Below are 18,012 nucleotides of genomic sequence, written 5' to 3'. Positions count from 1 at the left end.
ATTCACGCCAGACCCAGCACATCCCCCATGGCGTATTCGCCGGGTGCGCGCCCTGCGATCCAGCGGGCGGCGCCAAGTGCGCCGCGGGCAAACATGCCGCGATCGAGAGCCGAATGCGAGAGCGTCACGACCTCCTCGGCGGCAGCAAACATTACGCTGTGTTCTCCGACCAGCCCTCCGGCCCGCAACACGGCAAAGCCGATTTCGCCGGGCGGTCGCTCGCCGGTGATGCCGTCGCGCCCGCGCCGCTCGACGGATGCGAGGGAAACGCCGCGGCCCTCGGCGGCGGCTTCGCCAAGCATCAGCGCCGTGCCGGACGGCGCGTCGATCTTCCTGTTGTGATGGGCTTCGAGGATTTCGATATCCCAGCCATGTGCGGGAAGAGCGCGGGCCGCCTGGGCGACGAGACCGACCAGCATGTTGACGCCGATGGAGAAATTTCCGGAGCGCAGAATCGGAATTCTGCGGGCGGCCTCTGCGATCCGTTCGAGCTCATCCGGCTCGAAACCCGTCGCCCCGATCACCAGGGCCGGCCCGCCGGCCGAAGCGCACAGGCCGGCAAGTTCGGCGGCCGCACGTCCCGTCGTGAAATCCAGGATCACGTCGGCCGCCTTAATCGCGGTCGAACGGTCGATCAGCCCGGCGTCTGTGGAGCCCTCACGGCCGATGCCGCCGACAAAGGCAAAACTCGGATCGCCCGCCAGCAGCGGCAGGATGGCGCGGCCCATGCGACCATTCGCGCCGGCGACGGCTATTTTGATTGGTGAGATCACGGTCTTTCCTTGGCTCGCGATGTTTCCGGCTGAACGGCTATTTGCATCCAGCATTCGCGCCGGAGAAGGCGAGCTGCAACTACCTCATTCCGCTCCCGGCGCAAAACCGTACTTCCAGTCGCCCCTCTGGTCGTCTGCCGCTTACCAATTGCCGGGATCGGCGGTGTGGTCGATGCTGGCGAATTCGTCGGCCTTTTCCCGATCCAGCTTCACCTCGGTGGCCACCTTCGTCTCGTCGGTGACGGAGTAGCGGTCAGGGATCGGTCCCGTTGATAGTTCCTGGTACATGAGCAAGGCGGCCTCCTCGGCGGTGTCGGCCTCGATCTCCCGGGTGATTGATACGGTGAATTTGTGCATGGCTTCGGCCTTCCCGATCGGCGCGCCGGCGTGTGCGCAGCTTGCACAGTCTGACACGAGTTTTGTGTCGATGACACTAAAACTGCTCGCTTAGAATTTGATTCATGCGATGGCTTCAGGTCTTTGTTTCTATGTGTGTCGTGGTGCCAAGCCGTCGGACAGTTTTGGGCGAACTCAGCTGGGAGGATAGGTCATGCGCCTGAACCAGGTAACCGTTACGATGCCTGACCTCGATGCGGGCTGGAACTTCTACTGCATTCTCGGTCTCAGGCCCGTCGTCGACGCCCGTCCCCGGTATGCGCGTTTTGTCTGCCCGAATGGGGACAGTACCTTCTCCCTGCATCAGGGCGAAAGTTGCGGTGGCGGAACCACGGTGTATTTCGAGTGTGAGAAGCTGGACGAGACGGTCGGCAGTCTCAGCGAGGCCGGTTTTCGTTTCGTCGGCGGCCCGGAGGACAAGAGTTGGCTCTGGCGCGAGGCCGAGCTGTTCGACCCCGGCGGCAACCGCATCATCCTTTATTTCGCCGGTTCGAACCGCCTCGATCCGCCCTGGCGGGTGGATCAAGATAGGCCCGTTTGAGGTAGGTGCTCGGCCGGCAATTCCGGTCATTCCCGAATTGACGAATCGCGGCCGCCTCGGCATCTTTGGCTCGGTGTGGCCTACCGCCGAACCTCTCCAGACCTTCCCCAGCAGGGTCTTTAACCGGAGGCAAAGGGACTTTCGTCTCGGGTCGTGATCCTTGGTCCTGATGTTTCGGGCCTGTTGCTGGGGAGCGATGTCCGGAACGTGAGAGGCCCTGATATGACTGAGAATGGAAATTTCAAACGGCGGGTGCGTGCGCGCGCCGCCAAGACGGGTGAATCCTACACCACCGCCCGCATGCATGTTCTCCCCAAGTTGGCGAACGACGCAGTGCCTGAGGCAAGACGCCTGCGTCTCGCCGTGGCCCAGACCACCCACGCGGACGATCCGCGCGATATCGACAAGCTTCGCCAGAGCGGCCAGGAGATGCGCCTGCTGATGCGGCAGGCGCGAGAAGCAGGGGCGCGGCTCTTGCACTTTCCCGAAGGGCCGACATCATCGCCGAACAAGCGCATCATGTCGGAAATCGGGCCGAGGGAGATCGGACCGTCCGATTGGCGGCGGTTCGAATGGGCCGTGTTGCGTGAGGAGTTGGATGCAACGCGGAGGCTGGCGCGCGAGCTGGGACTCTGGACGGTCATCGGCTCGGTGCATCCGCTGACGGCGCCGCACCGGCCGCACAACAGCCTCTACATTGTCTCCGACCGCGGCGAATTGGTGACGCGTTACGATGAGCGCCTGCTGTCGAACACCAAGATCTCCTTCATGTACACGCCGGGTTCGATCCCCGTGACCTTCGAGGTCGACGGCATCCGCTTCGGCTGCTCGCTCGGTATGGAGTGCAACTTTCCCGAAATTTTCTCCGAATACGAGCGACTCGATGTCCACTGCGTGCTGTTTTCGTCCACTGGGGGGACGCCGGCCAACGATACCTCCTTCGCCGCCGAGGTGCAGGGGTATGCGGCGAGCAACAGGTACTGGGTGAGTTTTTCCATACTCGCACATCCCGGTTTAGCTGATCCGGTGTCTTCCGGGATCGTCGCTCCCGGTGGCCGGTGGGCGGCGCAATGCCCTGCGGATGGAACGGCGGCGATATCGCTCGCCGATATCGACGACAATCCCGGCGATATTGCTCGGCCGTGGCGACGCAAAGCGCGGAGCGGCCTCTACGAGCCGCACCGCGTGGCCGGCGATCCACGTAGCGACGGGCGAGATAGGTTTTAGAGCTGCGTCGCGTTCGCGGTATGCCCTGCAAAGTGAATGCAGGTGGCGCTGAGAGCACTTGCGGAGCTGTAAGCCACGGTTCCGCAATTTCCTCATAGCTGATTGTCCGGAAGTCCAATGGTGTCAGCGGTCATCCCAGTGGCATCAACCATTTAGCAGCGCTCGGCAATCGTCCGCGTGAAATCGCTCGGACTGGGCTGGAGAAAGACAGTTTGCTTCTTATTTCACCGGGGAATGCGAAACGAAGTGCGAAAGGACCGCGCAATGGCAAAGAACACGATCTGCGTATGGTACGACAAAGACGCTGAGGCCGCCGCCCGCTTCTATGCCGCGACTTTTCCCGACAGCGCCGTCGGCGCCGTCGTTCGTGCACCGGGAGATTATCCTGACGGCAAGCAGGGAGACGTCCTGGTCGTGGAATTCACCGTTGCGGGCATTCCTTGCATCGGCCTGAACGGCGGTCCTGCGTTCAAACACAATGAAGCCTTCTCCTTTCAGATCGCAACCGACACTCAGGAAGAAACCGATCGCTATTGGAACGCGATCGTCGGCAATGGCGGCCAGGAAAGTGAGTGCGGCTGGTGCAAGGACAAGTGGGGCGTGTCCTGGCAGATTACGCCGCGCGTTCTCTCTGAAGCCCTTTCGGCAGGCGGTGGCCAGGCAAAGCGTGCTTTTGACGCGATGATGACCATGAGGAAGATCGACATTGCGGCGATCGAGGCGGCCCGGCGTGGCTGAGGTGGCCTTTGCGCAAGACGATCTTTTGCCAGGGCTCGCATCTGGGCCGGTCCGGTCGCGTGTCGATCCTCGCAGTCGGCTCAGAACCAGAGATCGCGCACGCAGCGCTCCTTSGATGGAAGGTCTTCAAACGTGTCCAGGCCGTCGAAATGATCGATAGGCAGATCCTGAACGAGATCCGGCGGCGCAAGCCGGATGTTGACGGCCATGCGCCGGCGGCCATCCTTTCCAAGCCGCAGGCCGCGCCAGCTCAAGACACAGGCGCAGGATGGGCAGAACAAGATTTCGAGAGACGGCTCGTCCCTGTCGGCGCGGGTGTAGGAGGCGGTCTCACCGGTGAGAGCGACGCGCTCTCCTTCGTAATCATAAGCCCACAGCGTGCCGTAGCGTCGGCAGAGCGTGCAGTTGCAGGCGGTGATCGAGCCCGGATCACCTTCAAGTGTCCAGCTCGCCGCGTAGCTGAGTCCACGCCTCCTCCCGATTTTTGATCCGAGTGGCCCATGTCGATTTCAGATGCGATTTACCGTCCCTTCGAAACCTTGATCCGGCCGCTCGACATCCCCTACCGGCCGATGCCCACCAAGGGACCTGTGGCAGTTCTCGTGCATTTCATCGCGATGTTTCGGGGCGTCATCGTTACCATGGCGCTGACCTCGATGGCCATCGAAGCCATCAACCTTACGATCATCTGGGGTCTTTCGGTCATTGTCGACGGAGTGACGACACACGGCGTGGAACTCTTCGTCGACAGCAATTTCCGGCTGCTGGCGGTCCTCGCCTTTCTGCTTTTTCCCGTAATGCCCGTTCTTTTCTACGTCACCAATATTCTCAACTCGCATACGATCGGCATCAGCCTGCCCGTTGCGATTCAATGGCAGGGGCACAAGGCCGTCGAGCGGCAGGACCTCGCCTTCTTCCATGATCTTTTCGCCGGCCAAGTCGCATCCCGGCTCGGTCAGGTCGCCAATGCCGTTCAGCAACAGATCCTGATCGCGTTCCAGACGGCACCGCGCTTTCTGCTTCAGATCATCGGCTCCGTTGTTCTTCTGCTCACGCTCTCCTGGCAGCTTGCGCTGCCAGTCATCGTCTGGGTTGCCTTCAACGTGCTCTTTGCGATCAAGGTCGTTCCGGATTTTACGGAGCGCGCCCGCCGCTCGGCAAAGCAGAACAGCCTCATCTCCGGTGCCCTGACCGACATCTACGGCAACATCCAGATGGTCAAGCAGTTCGCAGCAGAAGACAGCGAGGCGGGTGCGCTAAGAACGATCATGTCCAACGGGGTCGATACGCTTCACCACGAACAGCGCATCTACCGGACAACCGAACTCGTCGTCATCAGCCTCAACATGGTGCTCTGGCTCGTCATGCTCGGCATTGGTTTCTGGGGGCTGTTTGACCGATTCCTGACCGTGGGCGATTTCGCCGCAACGGTTTATATCCTCCAACGCCTCTCGGCAGGGTCCTTCACCTTCCTGCAGATGGGACAGCAGATCTTCCGCGCACTCGGGACGATCAAGGATGCCATGCCGGTCATGACAACGCCGCCCACCATCACCGACCGGCCGGATGCGACCGAACTGACGGTCAGCCGTGGGGGGATCCGTTTCGAGAACGTCCGCTTCGCCTACAAGTCGGGCAAGCCTGTCATCGATGACCTGTCGCTGACGGTTCGGCCCGGCGAAAAGGTAGGGCTCGTCGGCCTCTCCGGTGCTGGCAAGACGACCCTGGTCAGCCTGCTGCTGCGTTTTTACGATATAGAGGATGGTGCGATCCTGATCGACGGGCAGGAGATCCGCGAGATCACGCAGGCAAGCCTTCGCCGCGCCATTGGGGTCATCGCGCAGGACGTCGCGCTACTGCACCGTTCGGTCGGCGACAATATCCGTTATGGCCGGCCGGAGGCGACGAAGGACGAGATCGAAGCAGTGGCGAAGATGGYGAGCGCCGATGTCTTCATCGCCGATCTTTCCGACGGCGAAGGCCGCAGCGGCTATGACGCCTTCGTCGGCGACCGCGGCATCAAACTGTCAGGCGGCCAGCGCCAGCGCGTGGCCATTGCCCGCGTTCTCCTGAAGGACGCACCGATCCTGGTGCTCGACGAGGCGACCTCCGCCCTCGACAGCGAATCCGAAGCCGCCATCCAGGAAAGGTTGAACCTCGTCATGGAGGGAAAGACGGTGATCGCCATCGCACACCGCCTGTCGACCATCGCCAGGATGGACCGGATCGTCGTGCTCGATCGCGGGCGCATCGTGGAAGAGGGCAGGCCGGATGAGCTGGTCGAACGCGACGGCCTATTTGCCCGCTTGTGGAAACGCCAGACCGGCGGCTTCATTCCCGAAGACATCGACGAACCCTTGCCGGCCTCGCCTGCGACCTGACCGAGTGGCTGGCCCTCCCGTAAACCGGGATAACATCAGCGAGCCCAGAGCAGGCGACCGCCGATGAGGATCAGGGCGGCGCCCATCACGCGCTCGATACCGGCCTTGAACCGCAGGAAGCTGGCGGAAACGCGCGGGTTCGAAAAGAAAAAGGCCAGGCCGCAATACCAGAGGGCCGAAAGAAGGAAGCAGGTCAGGGCGATGACGCAATAGAGCCCGACCGGCGCATGTGCCGGGATGACAAGCGCAAAGATACTTCCGAAGAAAGCCACTGATTTCGGATTGGTCATGCTGACGACGTAGGCGCGACGCATCGCGGAGCGCCATGTGACTTCGGTCGGCCCCGTCGTCTTCAACGGCTTGGCCGCGCCGCGGATCATCTTCAGGCCCAGCCAGATCAGATACAGTGCGCCGACCACCTGCAATGTTATATGCAGCCAATCGAAATGCGTCAGCAGAAAGCCAAGCCCCGCCATCGCCATGATGGCCCAGGTCAGGGATGCGATGGCAAGTCCGAGACCCGCAAAGAGCCCGGCTGCGCGTGATACCGTCATGCTTGTGTTGGTGACGATGATGAAATTCGGGCCGGGGCTGACGAGGGAGACGATGTAGACGCTGACGAGCAATGCGAGTGAATCGATATATTCCATCCGGCCTTCCTACTTTGCAGTCCGGGAGCCTATGCGAAGCAGGCGGTTTTTGAAAGGCTCGTTCTCCCAGGCGTGATGCATCCGCGTACGGGATCGGCACCTTATCCGTCGCCGCACCTCTTGACGATCGGCGGCGACCGTCCTGCCTATGCCGGCAAGGGAACCGGGGCAGGGTGCATTTAAATGCGAGTGCGCTATTCGACGAGCCCGAAGATAGGGCCGTAGCCGCCGTGCCAAGACCGGTCGTTGCGGCCCATTTCGGGATTGTAAAGTCCGACACCCCGTCCGCCATCGAGAAACAAGGCGTCGGGGCATTTCAGATGGTCGCGGAAGAGCCCTGCGAAATCGTGGAAATTCACTCCGTCTTCGCTGATCGCGAAACGAACCGCGCCACCCTCGCAGACGCCGACACCGTTGCGGCGGGTTCGGTCTGTCGAGCCGACGATGAAGATCGGGTTCAGCTTGTTGGCGATGACAAGCATCGGGCCGGATTGCGTGGCGAACCGCACCTTGGGCCGACGCTTCAGAAATTCATCCGTCGGCAGTATCGCAGCACCTGCTTCACCCAGAAAGAACACGCCGTTCGGTTTCTTATAGAAATTCGGCACCTGACCGGCGGAGCTTTCGGCCTTTGTCGTATTGGCGGGTTTCAATTCCCTGCCGTTCTCGACATAAAGTCCCATCGGCGAAAAGTCGGCCCGGTACATCCCTGCGTTGACGGCGAAAGTCAGCGTTCGCCCCTCGGCGCGAACGTCTTCGGCAAGGCTTGAAAAAGTGCGATACGGTGCGTTATCGGCGTTCTTCCAGAACAATCGCAGGTCGGCTTTGCCTGGTTCCAGCGTACAAACGATGTATTTTGCCTCTTCGAAGCTTTCCTGCTCGCATGGTTGCGCATGCGCCTGATGCAGGGATGTCATCATTGCGGCCAGCATCATGGCCGCCGCGAGCACGGGATGTTTGAGATAGGTCATCTTGTGCCACGTCCTCGCGCTGCTTACCATGTGCCTGACAAAGCCGTGCAGGCGAGCAGCGCCCCGGTCAGGATATTCGCCAGGAACAGGCGATAATTCACCTCCGGGCGGGCAAGATCGATCCGCCGGGTCTGCCAGGCAAGATGGATGGCGATCACCAGCATTCCGATCGTATAAGGCGGCGACATGTCCAACAGCCAGCCCCCGAGCGACCACGCGCCGACCGCCAGAGCATAGAACAAGCCGATAAAGGTCTTGCCGTGCCGGCCAAACAGAATTGCCGTCGATTTCAGCCCAAGACGGGTGTCGTCCTTCAGATCGACATAGGCATAGACCGTATCATAGCCGATCTGCCAGGTGATGGCCCCGGCCCACATCAGCACGGCGCCAACCGGGATATGTCCTGCAGCCTCGGCCCATGCCATCAGCATCCCCCAGTTGAACGCCGCGCCCAGGACGGCCTGGGGCCAGTGGGTGAAACGCTTGCAGAGCGGATAGACGAAGACAAGCGGCAGGACACATATCGCGATGAGGCGCGTGTAGGGCGTCAGGAAAAACAGAAGCGAAGCCGCCAGTGCGAGTTCAACGGTCAGGAAGATAAAGGCCTGTAGCGTGACGATCTCTCCACTTGCCAGAGGTCGAAAGCGGGTCCGCTCGACATGGCCATCAAACTTCCGATCGACGATGTCGTTGACCGTGGAGCCGGCACTTCTCATCAGAAGAGCGCCGAGAGAGAAGATCGCCAATCGCCTGAGGTCCGGGAGACCGTGTGATGCCTGGATAAGGGCGGCCCAGCAGGGGAAGAGCGTCAGCCATATTCCGACCGGGCGATCCAGCCGCGCCAACCGCGTATATGGCCGCCATGCGGCCGGCAACCGGCGATCCACCCAGTCGCCACGGTGGATGTCGCTGAGATCAGGGCGGCTCAGAGTCGTCATGATGTGATCCAAATTTCCTGTCGCAAATAGCCATGAAGCCTCAGGTTTTGTCGCCATCGGCGCTGCCCAGAATAGGAATTTTTGCAGACACGGCAATAACCGTCCGTTGCGATTGGTCGCTGACCTTCTGCGGAAAATGCGGCCAACTGTTCTTGTTGCGTTCGCATGTTTGCGATATGAATTCTTCCGATCTTGGAGATCGAAAGGGAGGATCATGTGCGTCTACGCAACCGTCGGTGCAGTCGATTCCGTCAAATCGAATGGTTTTTATGATGCGACTCTGGCAACGATCGGTTGGAGCAAACATCGGGAATTTCCCGGATGGAGCGCTTATTCCGAAGGCGGGAAGGGTGAAGGTTTCGTTCTATGGGTTTGCGAACCGTTCAACGGCGAACCGGCGAGCGCCGGAAATGGCTCGATGGTCGCTTTCATGTCCAAGTCCCGCGCCGAGGTGGATGCTTTTTACGATGCTGCCATGACCAACGGTGGAACGGACGAAGGCGCACCTGGTCTACGTCCGCACTACGGGCCGAACTGGTATTCCGCTTACGTGCGTGACCCCGCCGGAAACAAGATTGCTGTCGTCTACGATAGCTGAGGCCAGCTCGATTGCCCCAACTCGACGTCTCGGGGATTTCCCTATTTCCCGGCGAAAATGACGTGGGGACCGGCGCCGCGATCCGGCGCATCCCGGGGGAGGCCGAAGAAGCGTCTTGCCATTTCGGTCGGGCCGATATCCTCCAGGGATTTGAAGCCCAGGCTCAGCAATCGGTTCGCAAGGTCCTCGGGATCGAAATGCGTCAGCCATGGCTCGCCGGCCGCGGCCGTGCGCGCGCCCATTTCCGCGGCGCGGGCACGGCGTTCGGGCGAATAGTTTTCGAGGGGTTCACTGTAGTCGAAGACGATGGATGCGCTCGGCAGGCTGGCGACGAAGCGCAACAGGGCAAAGACCGACGCCTCACTGAGATACGGCACGACGCCAAGCCAGATGAAGAAGGACGGCGTTTCGGGCTCGAAGCCGGAATCGATGAGACGTGTCTCCAAATCCTCATGTTCGAAATCAACGGGAACGAATATCGGCAGGCTCTGCGCCAGTCCGGTCTCGTCAAGCCGCATCTGCTTCCAGCTTTGCGTCGCGGGATGATCGACTTCGAAGACTTTCAGGCAGGMATGGGGATTGCGCAGTGCAAAGGTGTCGAGCCCGGCGCCGAGGATGACGGCTTGCCCGGCGCCCCTTGCGACGGAGAGGTCAAGGCAGTCTTCGGCATATCGGCTTCGCGCCGCCATGAACAGGCGAAAGGATCGCGTGGAGGAGTCCTGGGCTTTCAAGTCTGCCTCTGCGCAGGCCTCCTCGCCGAGGATGCGGCGGGCATAGGGGTCTGAGAAGATAGCGCCGCCATCCACGCTCTGGTGCGCTGCTCGATAGGCCGCCGCGCCGATCGCGGTGCGGCTTGGTTCCGATGCTCGCATGAAAGCCTCTGTCTCTGTAAAATCTGTTGCCGGCGTGGGCAGAAAGTTTGCCGGCATCCGAACCGCTGCGGACCTTGTCATCGCAGGTAGATTAGAGCATCATCTTAACACTGTAAAGATTAGATCGAAACATGGCCACGCACGACGGATCGACCCGCTATCATCATGGCAATTTGCGCCCCACGCTGCTGTCCGTGGCGAGGGCGCTGCTGGAGGAGGGAGGCCCGGCTGCGCTGAGCATGCGGGAGATCGGCCGCCGCGCCGGCGTCTCGGCTCCGGCGGCATACCACTATTTTAACAGTCTGGACGCCATCTCGGCAGCACTCGCCGAACAAGGGTTTGTCGAACTCAGCGAAAGCATCGATGCCGCGCTAGCCGGTCCTCGAGGCAATCTGCTCGCCGGCGGCATCGCCTATGTCACCTTTGCCCGCGCTAATCCCGGTCTCTACCGGCTGATGTTCGGGGAGGGTTTTCAGGCCTATTCCAAGGGAAATGAAGCGATACGCGCCCTGCGGATGCAGGTCTACCGGCAGATGAAGGACGACCTCGAAAAGCGGGTGACGCCCGAGGGCGTGCCGAACGCCGCGCTCTTTCTCTGGTCGCTGACGCATGGTCTTGCCTTGCTGATGATAGACGGCCAGGTCGAACCCGGAGCCGATCCGGACGCAAAGGTCGAGGATATCCTGAAGCTCGCCGGCATGGGGCTGCCTGCCGCGAGATAAGCTGTCGACGCGCTCGGCTTCATCGATCTCCGCGTGGGCGATCCAGCCGAGATTGCTCGATCCTATAGTGGACGGCGATGCCGCGACATTAATCCCTACCAGGCGGTACGGGCGGTGCCGAGCGCGGTCGTATGAGAGGATGAGACCTGGGCGACGTGCGTCTTGAGCGACACGACGCAGTTTCCCGGAAAGCTGAGATTGTGCAACGTCAAGTGCTTCAGCAATGTCTCCGCATCGCGCTTTTCGGTTAGCGGAAATGTCACAGTCATGCGAGTTCTCCAACGAATAAACTGAGCATCTGCAAAAATTAATGTCTAAATTCTTTTGCGTCGCAACAAGAAAATTTTAACGATAAAATTAAAATCGATTAACTTGTCGAGTTGCGATTTTAAAATCGTTTGAAATTGGATTCGCACTTCTCCGTGGATGCCAGGACTGCTTCGGTTCAGCCACGAAGGAAGGTGCCGTCAATGTGGGCATTAGTCGTGAGCGTTCGTGCGCTGAAGATCGAGCGGTCATCTGCCGTTGCGGGCCGCCCAGCTCCTGAGCCGCAAGCCGTTGAGCCTGATGAAGCCTTCGGCATCATGATGATCGTAGGCGATGGCGCTTTCCTCGAAGGTGACGAGGTCGGCGGAGTAGAGTGAGCAGAGGGAGGTGCGGGAGATAACTGAGGCGCTTCCCTTGTAGAGCCTGAGCGTCACTTCGCCGCTGACGAAGGCTTGGCTTTGGTCGATCAAGGCTTGCAGCATTTCCCGCTCGGGCGCGAACCAGAAGCCGTTATAGATCAGCTCGGCGTAGCGGGGCATGATCTCGTCCTTCAGATGCGCCGCGGCGCGATCGAGCGTGATCGATTCAATGCCGCGGTGTGCCGCGAGCAGGATCGTCCCTCCCGGCGTTTCGTAAATTCCCCGCGACTTCATGCCGATGAAGCGGTTTTCAACCAGATCGAGCCGCCCGACGCCGTGCTGGCCGCCCAGTCCATTGAGCTCGGTCAGCAATGCGGCCGGTGTCATGGACTTGCCGTTCACCGAAACGGGATCGCCCCTCTCGAAACCGATGGTGATGATCTCGGGCGTGTCGGGAGCGTCGACGGGATCGACCGTGCGCTGATAGACATGATCGGGCGCGACCTCCGCCGGATTTTCGAGAATCTTGCCTTCGGTCGAGGTGTGCAGCAGGTTGGCGTCGATCGAGAACGGCGCCTCGCCGCGCTTGTCGCTCAGCACCGGGATATGATGCTTCTCGGCATATTCCAGAAGCTGCATGCGGGAGCGGATGTTCCATTGGCGCCAGGGGGCAATGACCTTAAGCGACGGGTCGAGTGCATTGACGGCCAGCTCGAACCGGACCTGATCATTGCCTTTGCCTGTCGCACCGTGGGCAATGGCATCCGCGCCAACCTCTCGGGCTATGGCGACCAGATGCTTGGCGATCAGCGGCCGTGCGATGGAACTCCCCAGCAGATACTGCCCCTCATAGAGCGCGTTCGCCCGCAGCATTGGAAAGACGAAATCGCGGACGAACTCCTCACGCAGATCGACGATGCGGATGTCCTTGACCCCTGACATCTTCGCCTTTGTTCGTGCCGGCTCGAGCTCCTCGCCCTGGCCGAGATCGGCGGTGAAAGTCACCACCTCGCATCCGTAGGTTTCCTGCAACCATTTGATGATGATCGAGGTATCCAGCCCGCCCGAATAAGAAAGCACAATTTTCTCTATCTTCGTCATTAGCCCATCTCCATCTCGATGCTGGAACGATAGGCCAAGTCCTGCGCAATGAGTTTGCAAAGCTTCTTCAAAATTACAAAAATTTGGCATATTCTGCCATTCAAAGAATGCTTGGAGCTATGAAATGCTAATCACGTTGGACCCAATCGATCGCCATATCCTGCGCGTGCTTCAGCGCGATGGGCGTATTTCGAACGTCGATCTGGCGAAGGAGGTAGGCCTGTCGCCGTCACCGTGCCTGCGTCGCGTCCGGCTGCTGGAAGAGGCCGGGATCATCGATCGCTACGTCGCCGTGCTGGACCCTGCAAAGGTCGGCGCGGGGCTGACGGTTTTTGCCCGCGTGTGGTTCAAGACCCAGGACGCCGAGGTCACGCTTCAGTTCGCCGAAGCCGTCAGGCGGTTTCCCGAGGTGATGGAATGCTACCTGACGACAGGGGAATGTGATGCCGTGCTTCGGATCGTGACCGCCGATCTGCATAGCTACTGGCGTTTTCAGGCCGATCACCTGACACGCATTCCGAGCGTCCTCAGCGTCAAGACCGACGTGCCGATGGAAACGCTGAAGCGAAGCTTCGAACTGCCGTTGAGATAGGCGTCGTGGCACGATCCCTATCTTAGGGGAGAGGCGTTCCGGTTCCTTGCCAGCCAGACGAGGCCTGTGACCAGGAGCAGGATCATCACGGCATGGGTGATGTAATCGAGCCTGGTTTGCGGACCGACGCCGACGGCGATGGTGAAGGCACCGACGAGGGTGCCGAGGAGGGCAAAGGACTGGGCGGAGATCGCAGCCGTGCGGCTCCACGGTCGGTCAAGGCCGAGCAAGATCAGTCCAAGAAGGAGGACGGCCGATATCACCGCTTCGGCAATCATCGCCTGCCGGTGTTCATGGCCTTCGAGGATGAGCCCGGCATGGGTGAGCGAGGCAACGGCATAAAGACAGGTTTCGACCAGGAAGAGGATCGCGACGGCTGAACGCATGGCGTGGCTCCTTGGCAAGGTGGACGCCCACTGGACTTTCCGGGGGAAATCGCCAATAAGGTTTGATTGATACGATAATTTGAGTAATAAAACTATTTTTCAAGCATGTTGCGAGGATATTTGATGTCTTCCGCCTCCGACCGTCACGCCAGAGCCGCCGCCTCGGCGTGGCGGATGATGTTCGATCTCTTGATGAAATCGGCGCCGCAGCGGCTGGAAAACCTTCAGGTGAGGGGGCTGACGCCAAACGATTCCAGGGCTCTGTTCACCTTGCACGACGAGGGGGAACCGATCAGCGCGCTTGCCCGCCAGTGGGGGTGCGACGCCTCGACCGCGACATGGCTGGTCGACCGGCTGGAGCGTGCGGGTCTTGCCGAACGCGTGACGCCGGAACACGACCGCCGCGTCAAGCTGGTGCGACTGACTAGGAAGGGTGCGGCCACCAAGGACGAGCTGTTGACGGAGCATCATCGCCCGCCGGCGGAACTCCGACACCTTTCGGCCGAAGAGCTCGAAGAACTGGCAAGGCTGCTTGCCAAGACCGAAGGAGAGGGGTGACGGGGTTCGGGACCGATTGCCGTTTACCGCGCCCCCTGGACGATCGGGCCGGGCGATGCGGCCTGGCCATTCCTCAGAGGCGGGCCATTAGTCGACCTGGATATGAATATGGTCGTCGTGGCGGGCAGCGCGGCAGCCTTGAAAGCGGATATGGCTGTCGGTGATGCCGAGCGCGTTTTTCAGATGCGGCTCGATGAAAATCTTCTGCAGGCCGAACTTCGCAACGCCTTCGCTCGTCAGCCAGCCGATCGCCGCCGATGTGCGCTGCTCCTCGATCCGATAGGTCGGAAACAGAGACTGCAGCGCATCGAAGTTCCAGCGGGTGGTGAGCCAGTCGTTGCGCCCTTCGCATGGCAGTTCGTCGCCGGGGGCGGGTTGCTCGAAGGCGAAATAGCCGATCGGGGAGCGGGTGGCGCCATTCAGGAAGGCGCCGAAGTCTAGCTTTTTCCCATCGGCATGCGACAGATGCGGCAGCAGCGGAAAGCCGTTCATGAAGGGGAAATTCGCATCCAGCGCGACGGTGACGGTTCCGGGGAATTCTCTGTCCATGTGGGCGGCAAGCGCCTTTGCCAGATCGCGCAGTTCAGGTGTGACGTAGTTGCGGTTCAGCAGGCAATAGATCGGGGAGCGGACCACGAGCCGGTCCGTCGCGCCGGCGACGCAGGAGAGGGGAACTCGCCCGAAGATCGGCGCGGCGAAGCTCGCCGCAAAAGTGGCGCCGGCATAACAAAGCAGGAAGATCGCAAGCTTTGTCAGAAACCGCCGCAAGCCCCAGGCGTGGGAGGCGGCCAGCGCCACGAGATAGGCGATGCCGCCGATCTGCGTCAGCAGCGTCAGGATGAGAATGATCAGGGCGTGAAGGGCAAAACGGAACACGGGAAGGCCTTGCGGACGTTGCCATCCCTTAGGCGAGGCGATGCTGCTGCGCAAGGCGGATGGCGGGGAAGTGCGCGGCTCATTTATGCCCTTCCTTTGAGTGCTTTGAATTGACAGGATCAATTATCTGACTAAAGTCAGACAATATGACCTACGATCCTGTCTCTCGTGTCCGTCGCTTCAACCGTGCCGTCACCTCCGAAGTCGGCGCTCTCGATACGTCTTTCCTCGGACGCGGCCGTCCGCTGGGTGCTGCCCGCGTCCTCAATTCGATCGGCCGGGGGCAATCGGATGTTGCGGTGATCCGCGATTATCTCGGTCTCGACTCCGGCTTGATGAGCCGCCTGCTGCGCAGTCTGGAAGAGGAGGGTCTCATCGAGACGGTGCCGAACCCTCAGGACGCGCGTCGCCGCGTTGCCAGGCTGACCGAAACCGGCCGTTCCGAGTTTCAGGCTTATGAAGCGCTTTCCAATGCGCAGGCGAAATCCTTTCTGACGCGCCATCGTCGCCCGGACGAACTGCTGCGCGCCATGGATATCGTCGCTTCCTCGCTAAGACGTGAGCAGATCGTGCTCGAGGAGAAAGACCCTCGGCACGAGGACGCCAGCTATTGTCTGAACGAATACTACGGCGAACTTGCACGCCGCTTCGAGAAGGGTTTCGATGTATCGCTTTCTCGCGATCCCGACGCCAAGGATATGATCCGTCCGCACGGTGCGTTCCTGGTGGCCATGTCGGATGGCCTGCCGATCGGCTGTGTCGGGCTGAAGGGCAATGGCGGCGAGGTTGCAGAGATCAAAAGGCTCTGGGTCGCCCCGTCCGCGCGTGGCCTTGGGCTCGCAACGCGCCTTATGACGGCCGCCGAGAACATCGCCCCCGAGCTATCCATCAAGCTCCTGCGTCTGGATACGAATAGCGCGCTGCCCGAGGCAACACAGCTTTATCGCGGAACCGGCTGGAGTGAGATCGACCGTTTCAATGACGACCCATACCCGGACACGTTCTTTGAAAAACGCCTTTAAGCGAAGGTCGCTTTGTGTTGCCCGTGGTTTGGGGCCCTCGGCAATTTGAAACGGAACACCAGTCACGGTGATAGCGGATGTTCCCCATTCTCCTCTCCTTCCTGTAGCAAGCACAGGAAGGAGGGGGGAAGGCGCCGCTGCCCGGCTCTTTGCATGGCTCAGGGCGTTCGGCCCTGCGATCGATTCACTGGATCGATCGCTCCTGCTTCGCAGGGCCGGGCCTCACCCCCTGAGGATCAGGCGACGAAGCGCTCGGCGGGTGGGCGGCGGCGCAGGTTCGGCTGTATCACCGCAGGCGGGTTATAGGCCGCCTCCAGCGGGCCGGTGTCGGTGCCGGGCGGGACGATCGCGTCGATCCGGTCGAGGATGTCGTCCGTCAGGCTCACCCCAGCACCGGCAAGCAGATCGTCAAAGTGCTCCATCGTGCGCGGGCCGATGATCGCCGAGGTGACGGCGGGATGGGCGATAGCGAAGGCCATCGCCATGTGCGCCAGCGAAAGCCCTGCCTGCTGCGCGAGCGGGATGAGCCGTTCGACCGCGTCCAGCCGGCGCTCGTCGTTCATCTGCCTGGGGAAGCGTTTGGCGCGGGCGCTGTCGGGCTGCGGCGCGCCCTTGCGGTATTTGCCGGTGAGCATGCCCATCGCCAGCGGGCTCCACACCATCGCGCCCATTCCGTAACGCTCGCAGGCGGGCAGAACCTCGCGTTCGATACCGCGGTTGAGGATCGAATAGGGCGGTTGCTCGACGCGGAAGCGGGCCAGACCGCGGCGCTCGGAAACCCATTGCGCCTCGACGATTTCCGAAACGGGAAAGGTCGACGATCCCACCGCCCGCACCTTTCCCGCCCGCATGAGGTCGGTGAGTGCGGATAGCGTCTCCTCGATGTCGGTATCGGGTGCTGGCCGGTGGATCAGGTAGAGATCGATATGGTCGGTCTGCAGGCGGCGGAGCGAATCCTCGACCGCCCGCGTCAGCCAGCGGCGTGAATTGCCCTGGCGGTTCGGGTCGTCGCCCATCGGCAGATGCGCCTTGGTGGCGAGCACGACGTCGTCGCGCCGTCCCTTGAGCGCCTTGCCGACGATCTCCTCCGATTCGCCTCGGCTGTAGATATCGGCGGTGTCGATGAAGTTTATGCCGGCATCGAGTGCCTTGTGGATGATCCGGATCGAATCCTCGTGGTCGGGATTGCCGGCGGCGCCGAACATCATCGCGCCGAGGCAATAGGGGCTGACCTTGATGCCGGTTCTTCCAAGCGTGCGGTATTGCATGGTCTGTTCCTTTTATTGGGGAGGCGGACTTCGTGCGCATCGATGTGGCCAACACCGTCGCGCCGTGTTAATTTGCATAAACGGAACCGTATTCCATTTATATACGGAACGATGTTCCGTTTTGCAAGCGGATGAAAGATGAACGACGAGAGCAAAGAGCAGGGGGACGGCCTGAAGCCCGGGGAAAAGGCGGACAGGCCGGTGCGCGCCGACGCCAAGCGCAATCTCGACGGGCTGCTTCAGGCGGCGATGGCGGTATTTGCGAGTTCTGGCGTCGACGCCCCGGTGCGTGAGATCGCGGAGAAAGCCGGCGTCGGCATCGGCACTGTTTATCGGCATTTTCCCGAGCGTTCCGACCTCGTCGTCGCCGTCTTCCGCCGCGAAATCGATGCCTGCGCCGACGCTGCGCCGATCCTTGCCGCCGAACATGCGACGGGTGAGGCGCTGGCCAGATGGATGCAGCGGTTCGTGGGTTTCATCGCGGCCAAGCGCGGGCTTGCGGCGGCCCTGCACTCTGGCAACCCGGCCTTCGATCCCTTGCCCGCCTACTTCCAGCAGCGACTGCAGCCGGCCCTTCGCTCGCTTCTCGATGCCGCTGCTGCCGCCGGCGAGGTGCGCACCGATATCGCTGCCGAGGATCTTCTGAATGCGGCCGCAAGCCTCAGCATGCACGCCTACGCCCAAGGGCCCGAATATGCCCGGCGCATGGTTTCGCTGCTGGTCGACGGGCTGCGCTACGGCGCCGTACAGCGGTGAAGATGCGCCGATGAAACAGG

At 61.2% G+C, this 18,012-nt stretch carries 22 protein-coding genes; 10 read left to right on the top strand and 12 right to left on the bottom strand.

Features of this window, described 5'->3' with window-relative positions:
- Positions 1 to 2 precede the first annotated feature (2 nt).
- Both dapB and AC1ECN_RS15645 read right to left on the bottom strand, forming a co-directional pair.
- Complete coding sequence (gene dapB / locus AC1ECN_RS15650; RefSeq protein ID WP_130672773.1) at positions 3 to 827, bottom strand: 4-hydroxy-tetrahydrodipicolinate reductase; 825 nt, start codon at positions 825 to 827, stop codon at positions 3 to 5.
- 87 nt (positions 828 to 914) lie between these two features.
- Positions 915 to 1,130: a hypothetical protein gene (locus tag AC1ECN_RS15645; RefSeq protein ID WP_018074418.1), complete on the bottom strand. Its 216-nt coding sequence runs from the start codon at positions 1,128 to 1,130 to the stop codon at positions 915 to 917.
- Positions 1,131 to 1,323: 193 nt separating this feature from the next.
- On the opposite strand from AC1ECN_RS15645, the gene AC1ECN_RS15640 reads away from it, so the two are divergent.
- The 3 genes from AC1ECN_RS15640 (at position 1,324) to AC1ECN_RS15630 (ending at position 3,675) form a co-directional block, all read left to right on the top strand.
- Positions 1,324 to 1,710 carry a VOC family protein gene (locus AC1ECN_RS15640; protein ID WP_130672772.1) on the top strand — a complete coding sequence of 129 codons (387 nt, stop codon included), beginning with the start codon at positions 1,324 to 1,326 and terminating at the stop codon, positions 1,708 to 1,710.
- 222 nt (positions 1,711 to 1,932) lie between these two features.
- Positions 1,933 to 2,937 carry a carbon-nitrogen hydrolase family protein gene (locus AC1ECN_RS15635; RefSeq protein WP_130672771.1) on the top strand — a complete coding sequence of 335 codons (1,005 nt, stop codon included), beginning with the start codon at positions 1,933 to 1,935 and terminating at the stop codon, positions 2,935 to 2,937.
- Positions 2,938 to 3,201: 264 nt separating this feature from the next.
- On the top strand, positions 3,202 to 3,675 hold the full coding sequence (locus AC1ECN_RS15630) for a VOC family protein (RefSeq protein ID WP_075226085.1): 474 nt from the start codon (positions 3,202 to 3,204) through the stop codon (positions 3,673 to 3,675).
- 80 nt (positions 3,676 to 3,755) lie between these two features.
- Here AC1ECN_RS15630 and AC1ECN_RS15625 read toward each other — a convergent pair whose 3' ends face one another.
- Positions 3,756 to 4,157 carry a GFA family protein gene (locus tag AC1ECN_RS15625; RefSeq protein ID WP_477953503.1) on the bottom strand — a complete coding sequence of 134 codons (402 nt, stop codon included), beginning with the start codon at positions 4,155 to 4,157 and terminating at the stop codon, positions 3,756 to 3,758.
- A gap of 18 nt (positions 4,158 to 4,175) precedes the next feature.
- Between AC1ECN_RS15625 and AC1ECN_RS15620 the strand changes: the two genes are divergently transcribed.
- A complete protein-coding gene (locus tag AC1ECN_RS15620; protein ID WP_477953476.1) occupies positions 4,176 to 6,056 on the top strand; it encodes an ABC transporter ATP-binding protein in 1,881 nt (626 codons plus the stop codon).
- A gap of 35 nt (positions 6,057 to 6,091) precedes the next feature.
- On the opposite strand, the gene AC1ECN_RS15615 is transcribed toward AC1ECN_RS15620, so the two are convergent.
- From AC1ECN_RS15615 to ubiA, 3 genes are all read right to left on the bottom strand, one after another.
- Positions 6,092 to 6,706 (bottom strand): LysE family translocator, encoded by a 615-nt coding sequence (locus tag AC1ECN_RS15615; RefSeq protein ID WP_024322418.1) that lies wholly within the window; start codon positions 6,704 to 6,706, stop codon positions 6,092 to 6,094.
- 194 nt (positions 6,707 to 6,900) lie between these two features.
- Entirely contained in the window at positions 6,901 to 7,677 is a 777-nt protein-coding gene (locus tag AC1ECN_RS15610; protein WP_130672769.1) for a phosphodiester glycosidase family protein, read from the bottom strand.
- Positions 7,678 to 7,700: 23 nt separating this feature from the next.
- The gene (gene ubiA / locus AC1ECN_RS15605) at positions 7,701 to 8,615 is read right to left on the bottom strand and encodes a 4-hydroxybenzoate octaprenyltransferase (RefSeq protein ID WP_075226073.1); all 915 of its coding nucleotides are present in this window, start codon (positions 8,613 to 8,615) and stop codon (positions 7,701 to 7,703) included.
- Between the two features lie 214 nt (positions 8,616 to 8,829).
- Here ubiA and AC1ECN_RS15600 point away from each other — a divergent pair, with 214 nt between their 5' ends.
- Positions 8,830 to 9,213, top strand: coding sequence for a VOC family protein (locus AC1ECN_RS15600; protein WP_130672768.1), 384 nt, complete (start codon positions 8,830 to 8,832; stop codon positions 9,211 to 9,213).
- A gap of 41 nt (positions 9,214 to 9,254) precedes the next feature.
- Here the strand turns inward: AC1ECN_RS15600 and AC1ECN_RS15595 are convergent, their stop codons facing one another.
- Entirely contained in the window at positions 9,255 to 10,085 is an 831-nt protein-coding gene (locus AC1ECN_RS15595) for a class I SAM-dependent methyltransferase (protein WP_477953472.1), read from the bottom strand.
- A gap of 131 nt (positions 10,086 to 10,216) precedes the next feature.
- Here AC1ECN_RS15595 and AC1ECN_RS15590 point away from each other — a divergent pair, with 131 nt between their 5' ends.
- The gene (locus AC1ECN_RS15590; protein ID WP_130672766.1) at positions 10,217 to 10,807 is read left to right on the top strand and encodes a TetR/AcrR family transcriptional regulator; all 591 of its coding nucleotides are present in this window, start codon (positions 10,217 to 10,219) and stop codon (positions 10,805 to 10,807) included.
- Between the two features lie 95 nt (positions 10,808 to 10,902).
- Here AC1ECN_RS15590 and AC1ECN_RS15585 read toward each other — a convergent pair whose 3' ends face one another.
- The gene (locus AC1ECN_RS15585) at positions 10,903 to 11,076 is read right to left on the bottom strand and encodes a hypothetical protein (protein WP_164902023.1); all 174 of its coding nucleotides are present in this window, start codon (positions 11,074 to 11,076) and stop codon (positions 10,903 to 10,905) included.
- Between the two features lie 246 nt (positions 11,077 to 11,322).
- A complete protein-coding gene (locus AC1ECN_RS15580; protein WP_130672765.1) occupies positions 11,323 to 12,534 on the bottom strand; it encodes an argininosuccinate synthase in 1,212 nt (403 codons plus the stop codon).
- A gap of 124 nt (positions 12,535 to 12,658) precedes the next feature.
- On the opposite strand from AC1ECN_RS15580, the gene AC1ECN_RS15575 reads away from it, so the two are divergent.
- Positions 12,659 to 13,126, top strand: a complete 468-nt coding sequence (locus AC1ECN_RS15575) for an Lrp/AsnC family transcriptional regulator (protein ID WP_024322411.1) — start codon at positions 12,659 to 12,661, stop codon at positions 13,124 to 13,126.
- A 17-nt stretch (positions 13,127 to 13,143) separates the two neighbouring features.
- Here AC1ECN_RS15575 and AC1ECN_RS15570 read toward each other — a convergent pair whose 3' ends face one another.
- Complete coding sequence (locus AC1ECN_RS15570; protein WP_130672764.1) at positions 13,144 to 13,512, bottom strand: hypothetical protein; 369 nt, start codon at positions 13,510 to 13,512, stop codon at positions 13,144 to 13,146.
- 123 nt (positions 13,513 to 13,635) lie between these two features.
- Between AC1ECN_RS15570 and AC1ECN_RS15565 the strand changes: the two genes are divergently transcribed.
- Positions 13,636 to 14,070, top strand: coding sequence for a MarR family winged helix-turn-helix transcriptional regulator (locus AC1ECN_RS15565; protein WP_130672763.1), 435 nt, complete (start codon positions 13,636 to 13,638; stop codon positions 14,068 to 14,070).
- A gap of 87 nt (positions 14,071 to 14,157) precedes the next feature.
- Here the strand turns inward: AC1ECN_RS15565 and AC1ECN_RS15560 are convergent, their stop codons facing one another.
- On the bottom strand, positions 14,158 to 14,946 hold the full coding sequence (locus tag AC1ECN_RS15560; RefSeq protein ID WP_245484723.1) for a hypothetical protein: 789 nt from the start codon (positions 14,944 to 14,946) through the stop codon (positions 14,158 to 14,160).
- 146 nt (positions 14,947 to 15,092) lie between these two features.
- On the opposite strand from AC1ECN_RS15560, the gene AC1ECN_RS15555 reads away from it, so the two are divergent.
- Positions 15,093 to 15,968 carry a bifunctional helix-turn-helix transcriptional regulator/GNAT family N-acetyltransferase gene (locus AC1ECN_RS15555; RefSeq protein ID WP_075226069.1) on the top strand — a complete coding sequence of 292 codons (876 nt, stop codon included), beginning with the start codon at positions 15,093 to 15,095 and terminating at the stop codon, positions 15,966 to 15,968.
- A gap of 236 nt (positions 15,969 to 16,204) precedes the next feature.
- Here AC1ECN_RS15555 and AC1ECN_RS15550 read toward each other — a convergent pair whose 3' ends face one another.
- Positions 16,205 to 17,236: an aldo/keto reductase gene (locus AC1ECN_RS15550; protein WP_130655788.1), complete on the bottom strand. Its 1,032-nt coding sequence runs from the start codon at positions 17,234 to 17,236 to the stop codon at positions 16,205 to 16,207.
- A gap of 138 nt (positions 17,237 to 17,374) precedes the next feature.
- Here AC1ECN_RS15550 and AC1ECN_RS15545 point away from each other — a divergent pair, with 138 nt between their 5' ends.
- Positions 17,375 to 17,992, top strand: a complete 618-nt coding sequence (locus AC1ECN_RS15545; protein WP_130672761.1) for a TetR/AcrR family transcriptional regulator — start codon at positions 17,375 to 17,377, stop codon at positions 17,990 to 17,992.
- Positions 17,993 to 18,012: the final 20 nt, after the last annotated feature.

It is taken from the genome of Rhizobium sp. 01N447_2, assembly GCF_056399245.1.
This window is presented reverse-complemented; position numbering and strand designations above follow the sequence as displayed.

Bases quoted from the DNA above. Each gene is read 5' to 3' on its own strand.
- AC1ECN_RS15580 (WP_130672765.1), bottom strand. From the start codon at position 12,534: ATGACGAAGATAGAGAAAATTGTGCTTTCTTATTCGGGCGGGCTGGAT.
- AC1ECN_RS15635 (WP_130672771.1), top strand. From the start codon at position 1,933: ATGACTGAGAATGGAAATTTCAAACGGCGGGTGCGTGCGCGCGCCGCC.
- ubiA (WP_075226073.1), bottom strand. From the start codon at position 8,615: ATGACGACTCTGAGCCGCCCTGATCTCAGCGACATCCACCGTGGCGAC.
- AC1ECN_RS15615 (WP_024322418.1), bottom strand. From the start codon at position 6,706: ATGGAATATATCGATTCACTCGCATTGCTCGTCAGCGTCTACATCGTC.
- AC1ECN_RS15585 (WP_164902023.1), bottom strand. From the start codon at position 11,076: ATGACTGTGACATTTCCGCTAACCGAAAAGCGCGATGCGGAGACATTG.
- dapB (WP_130672773.1), bottom strand. From the start codon at position 827: ATGCTGGATGCAAATAGCCGTTCAGCCGGAAACATCGCGAGCCAAGGA.
- AC1ECN_RS15550 (WP_130655788.1), bottom strand. From the start codon at position 17,236: ATGCAATACCGCACGCTTGGAAGAACCGGCATCAAGGTCAGCCCCTAT.
- AC1ECN_RS15590 (WP_130672766.1), top strand. From the start codon at position 10,217: ATGGCCACGCACGACGGATCGACCCGCTATCATCATGGCAATTTGCGC.
- AC1ECN_RS15565 (WP_130672763.1), top strand. From the start codon at position 13,636: ATGTCTTCCGCCTCCGACCGTCACGCCAGAGCCGCCGCCTCGGCGTGG.
- AC1ECN_RS15600 (WP_130672768.1), top strand. From the start codon at position 8,830: ATGTGCGTCTACGCAACCGTCGGTGCAGTCGATTCCGTCAAATCGAAT.
- AC1ECN_RS15545 (WP_130672761.1), top strand. From the start codon at position 17,375: ATGAACGACGAGAGCAAAGAGCAGGGGGACGGCCTGAAGCCCGGGGAA.
- AC1ECN_RS15630 (WP_075226085.1), top strand. From the start codon at position 3,202: ATGGCAAAGAACACGATCTGCGTATGGTACGACAAAGACGCTGAGGCC.
- AC1ECN_RS15575 (WP_024322411.1), top strand. From the start codon at position 12,659: ATGCTAATCACGTTGGACCCAATCGATCGCCATATCCTGCGCGTGCTT.
- AC1ECN_RS15610 (WP_130672769.1), bottom strand. From the start codon at position 7,677: ATGACCTATCTCAAACATCCCGTGCTCGCGGCGGCCATGATGCTGGCC.
- AC1ECN_RS15570 (WP_130672764.1), bottom strand. From the start codon at position 13,512: ATGCGTTCAGCCGTCGCGATCCTCTTCCTGGTCGAAACCTGTCTTTAT.
- AC1ECN_RS15555 (WP_075226069.1), top strand. From the start codon at position 15,093: ATGACCTACGATCCTGTCTCTCGTGTCCGTCGCTTCAACCGTGCCGTC.
- AC1ECN_RS15640 (WP_130672772.1), top strand. From the start codon at position 1,324: ATGCGCCTGAACCAGGTAACCGTTACGATGCCTGACCTCGATGCGGGC.
- AC1ECN_RS15645 (WP_018074418.1), bottom strand. From the start codon at position 1,130: ATGCACAAATTCACCGTATCAATCACCCGGGAGATCGAGGCCGACACC.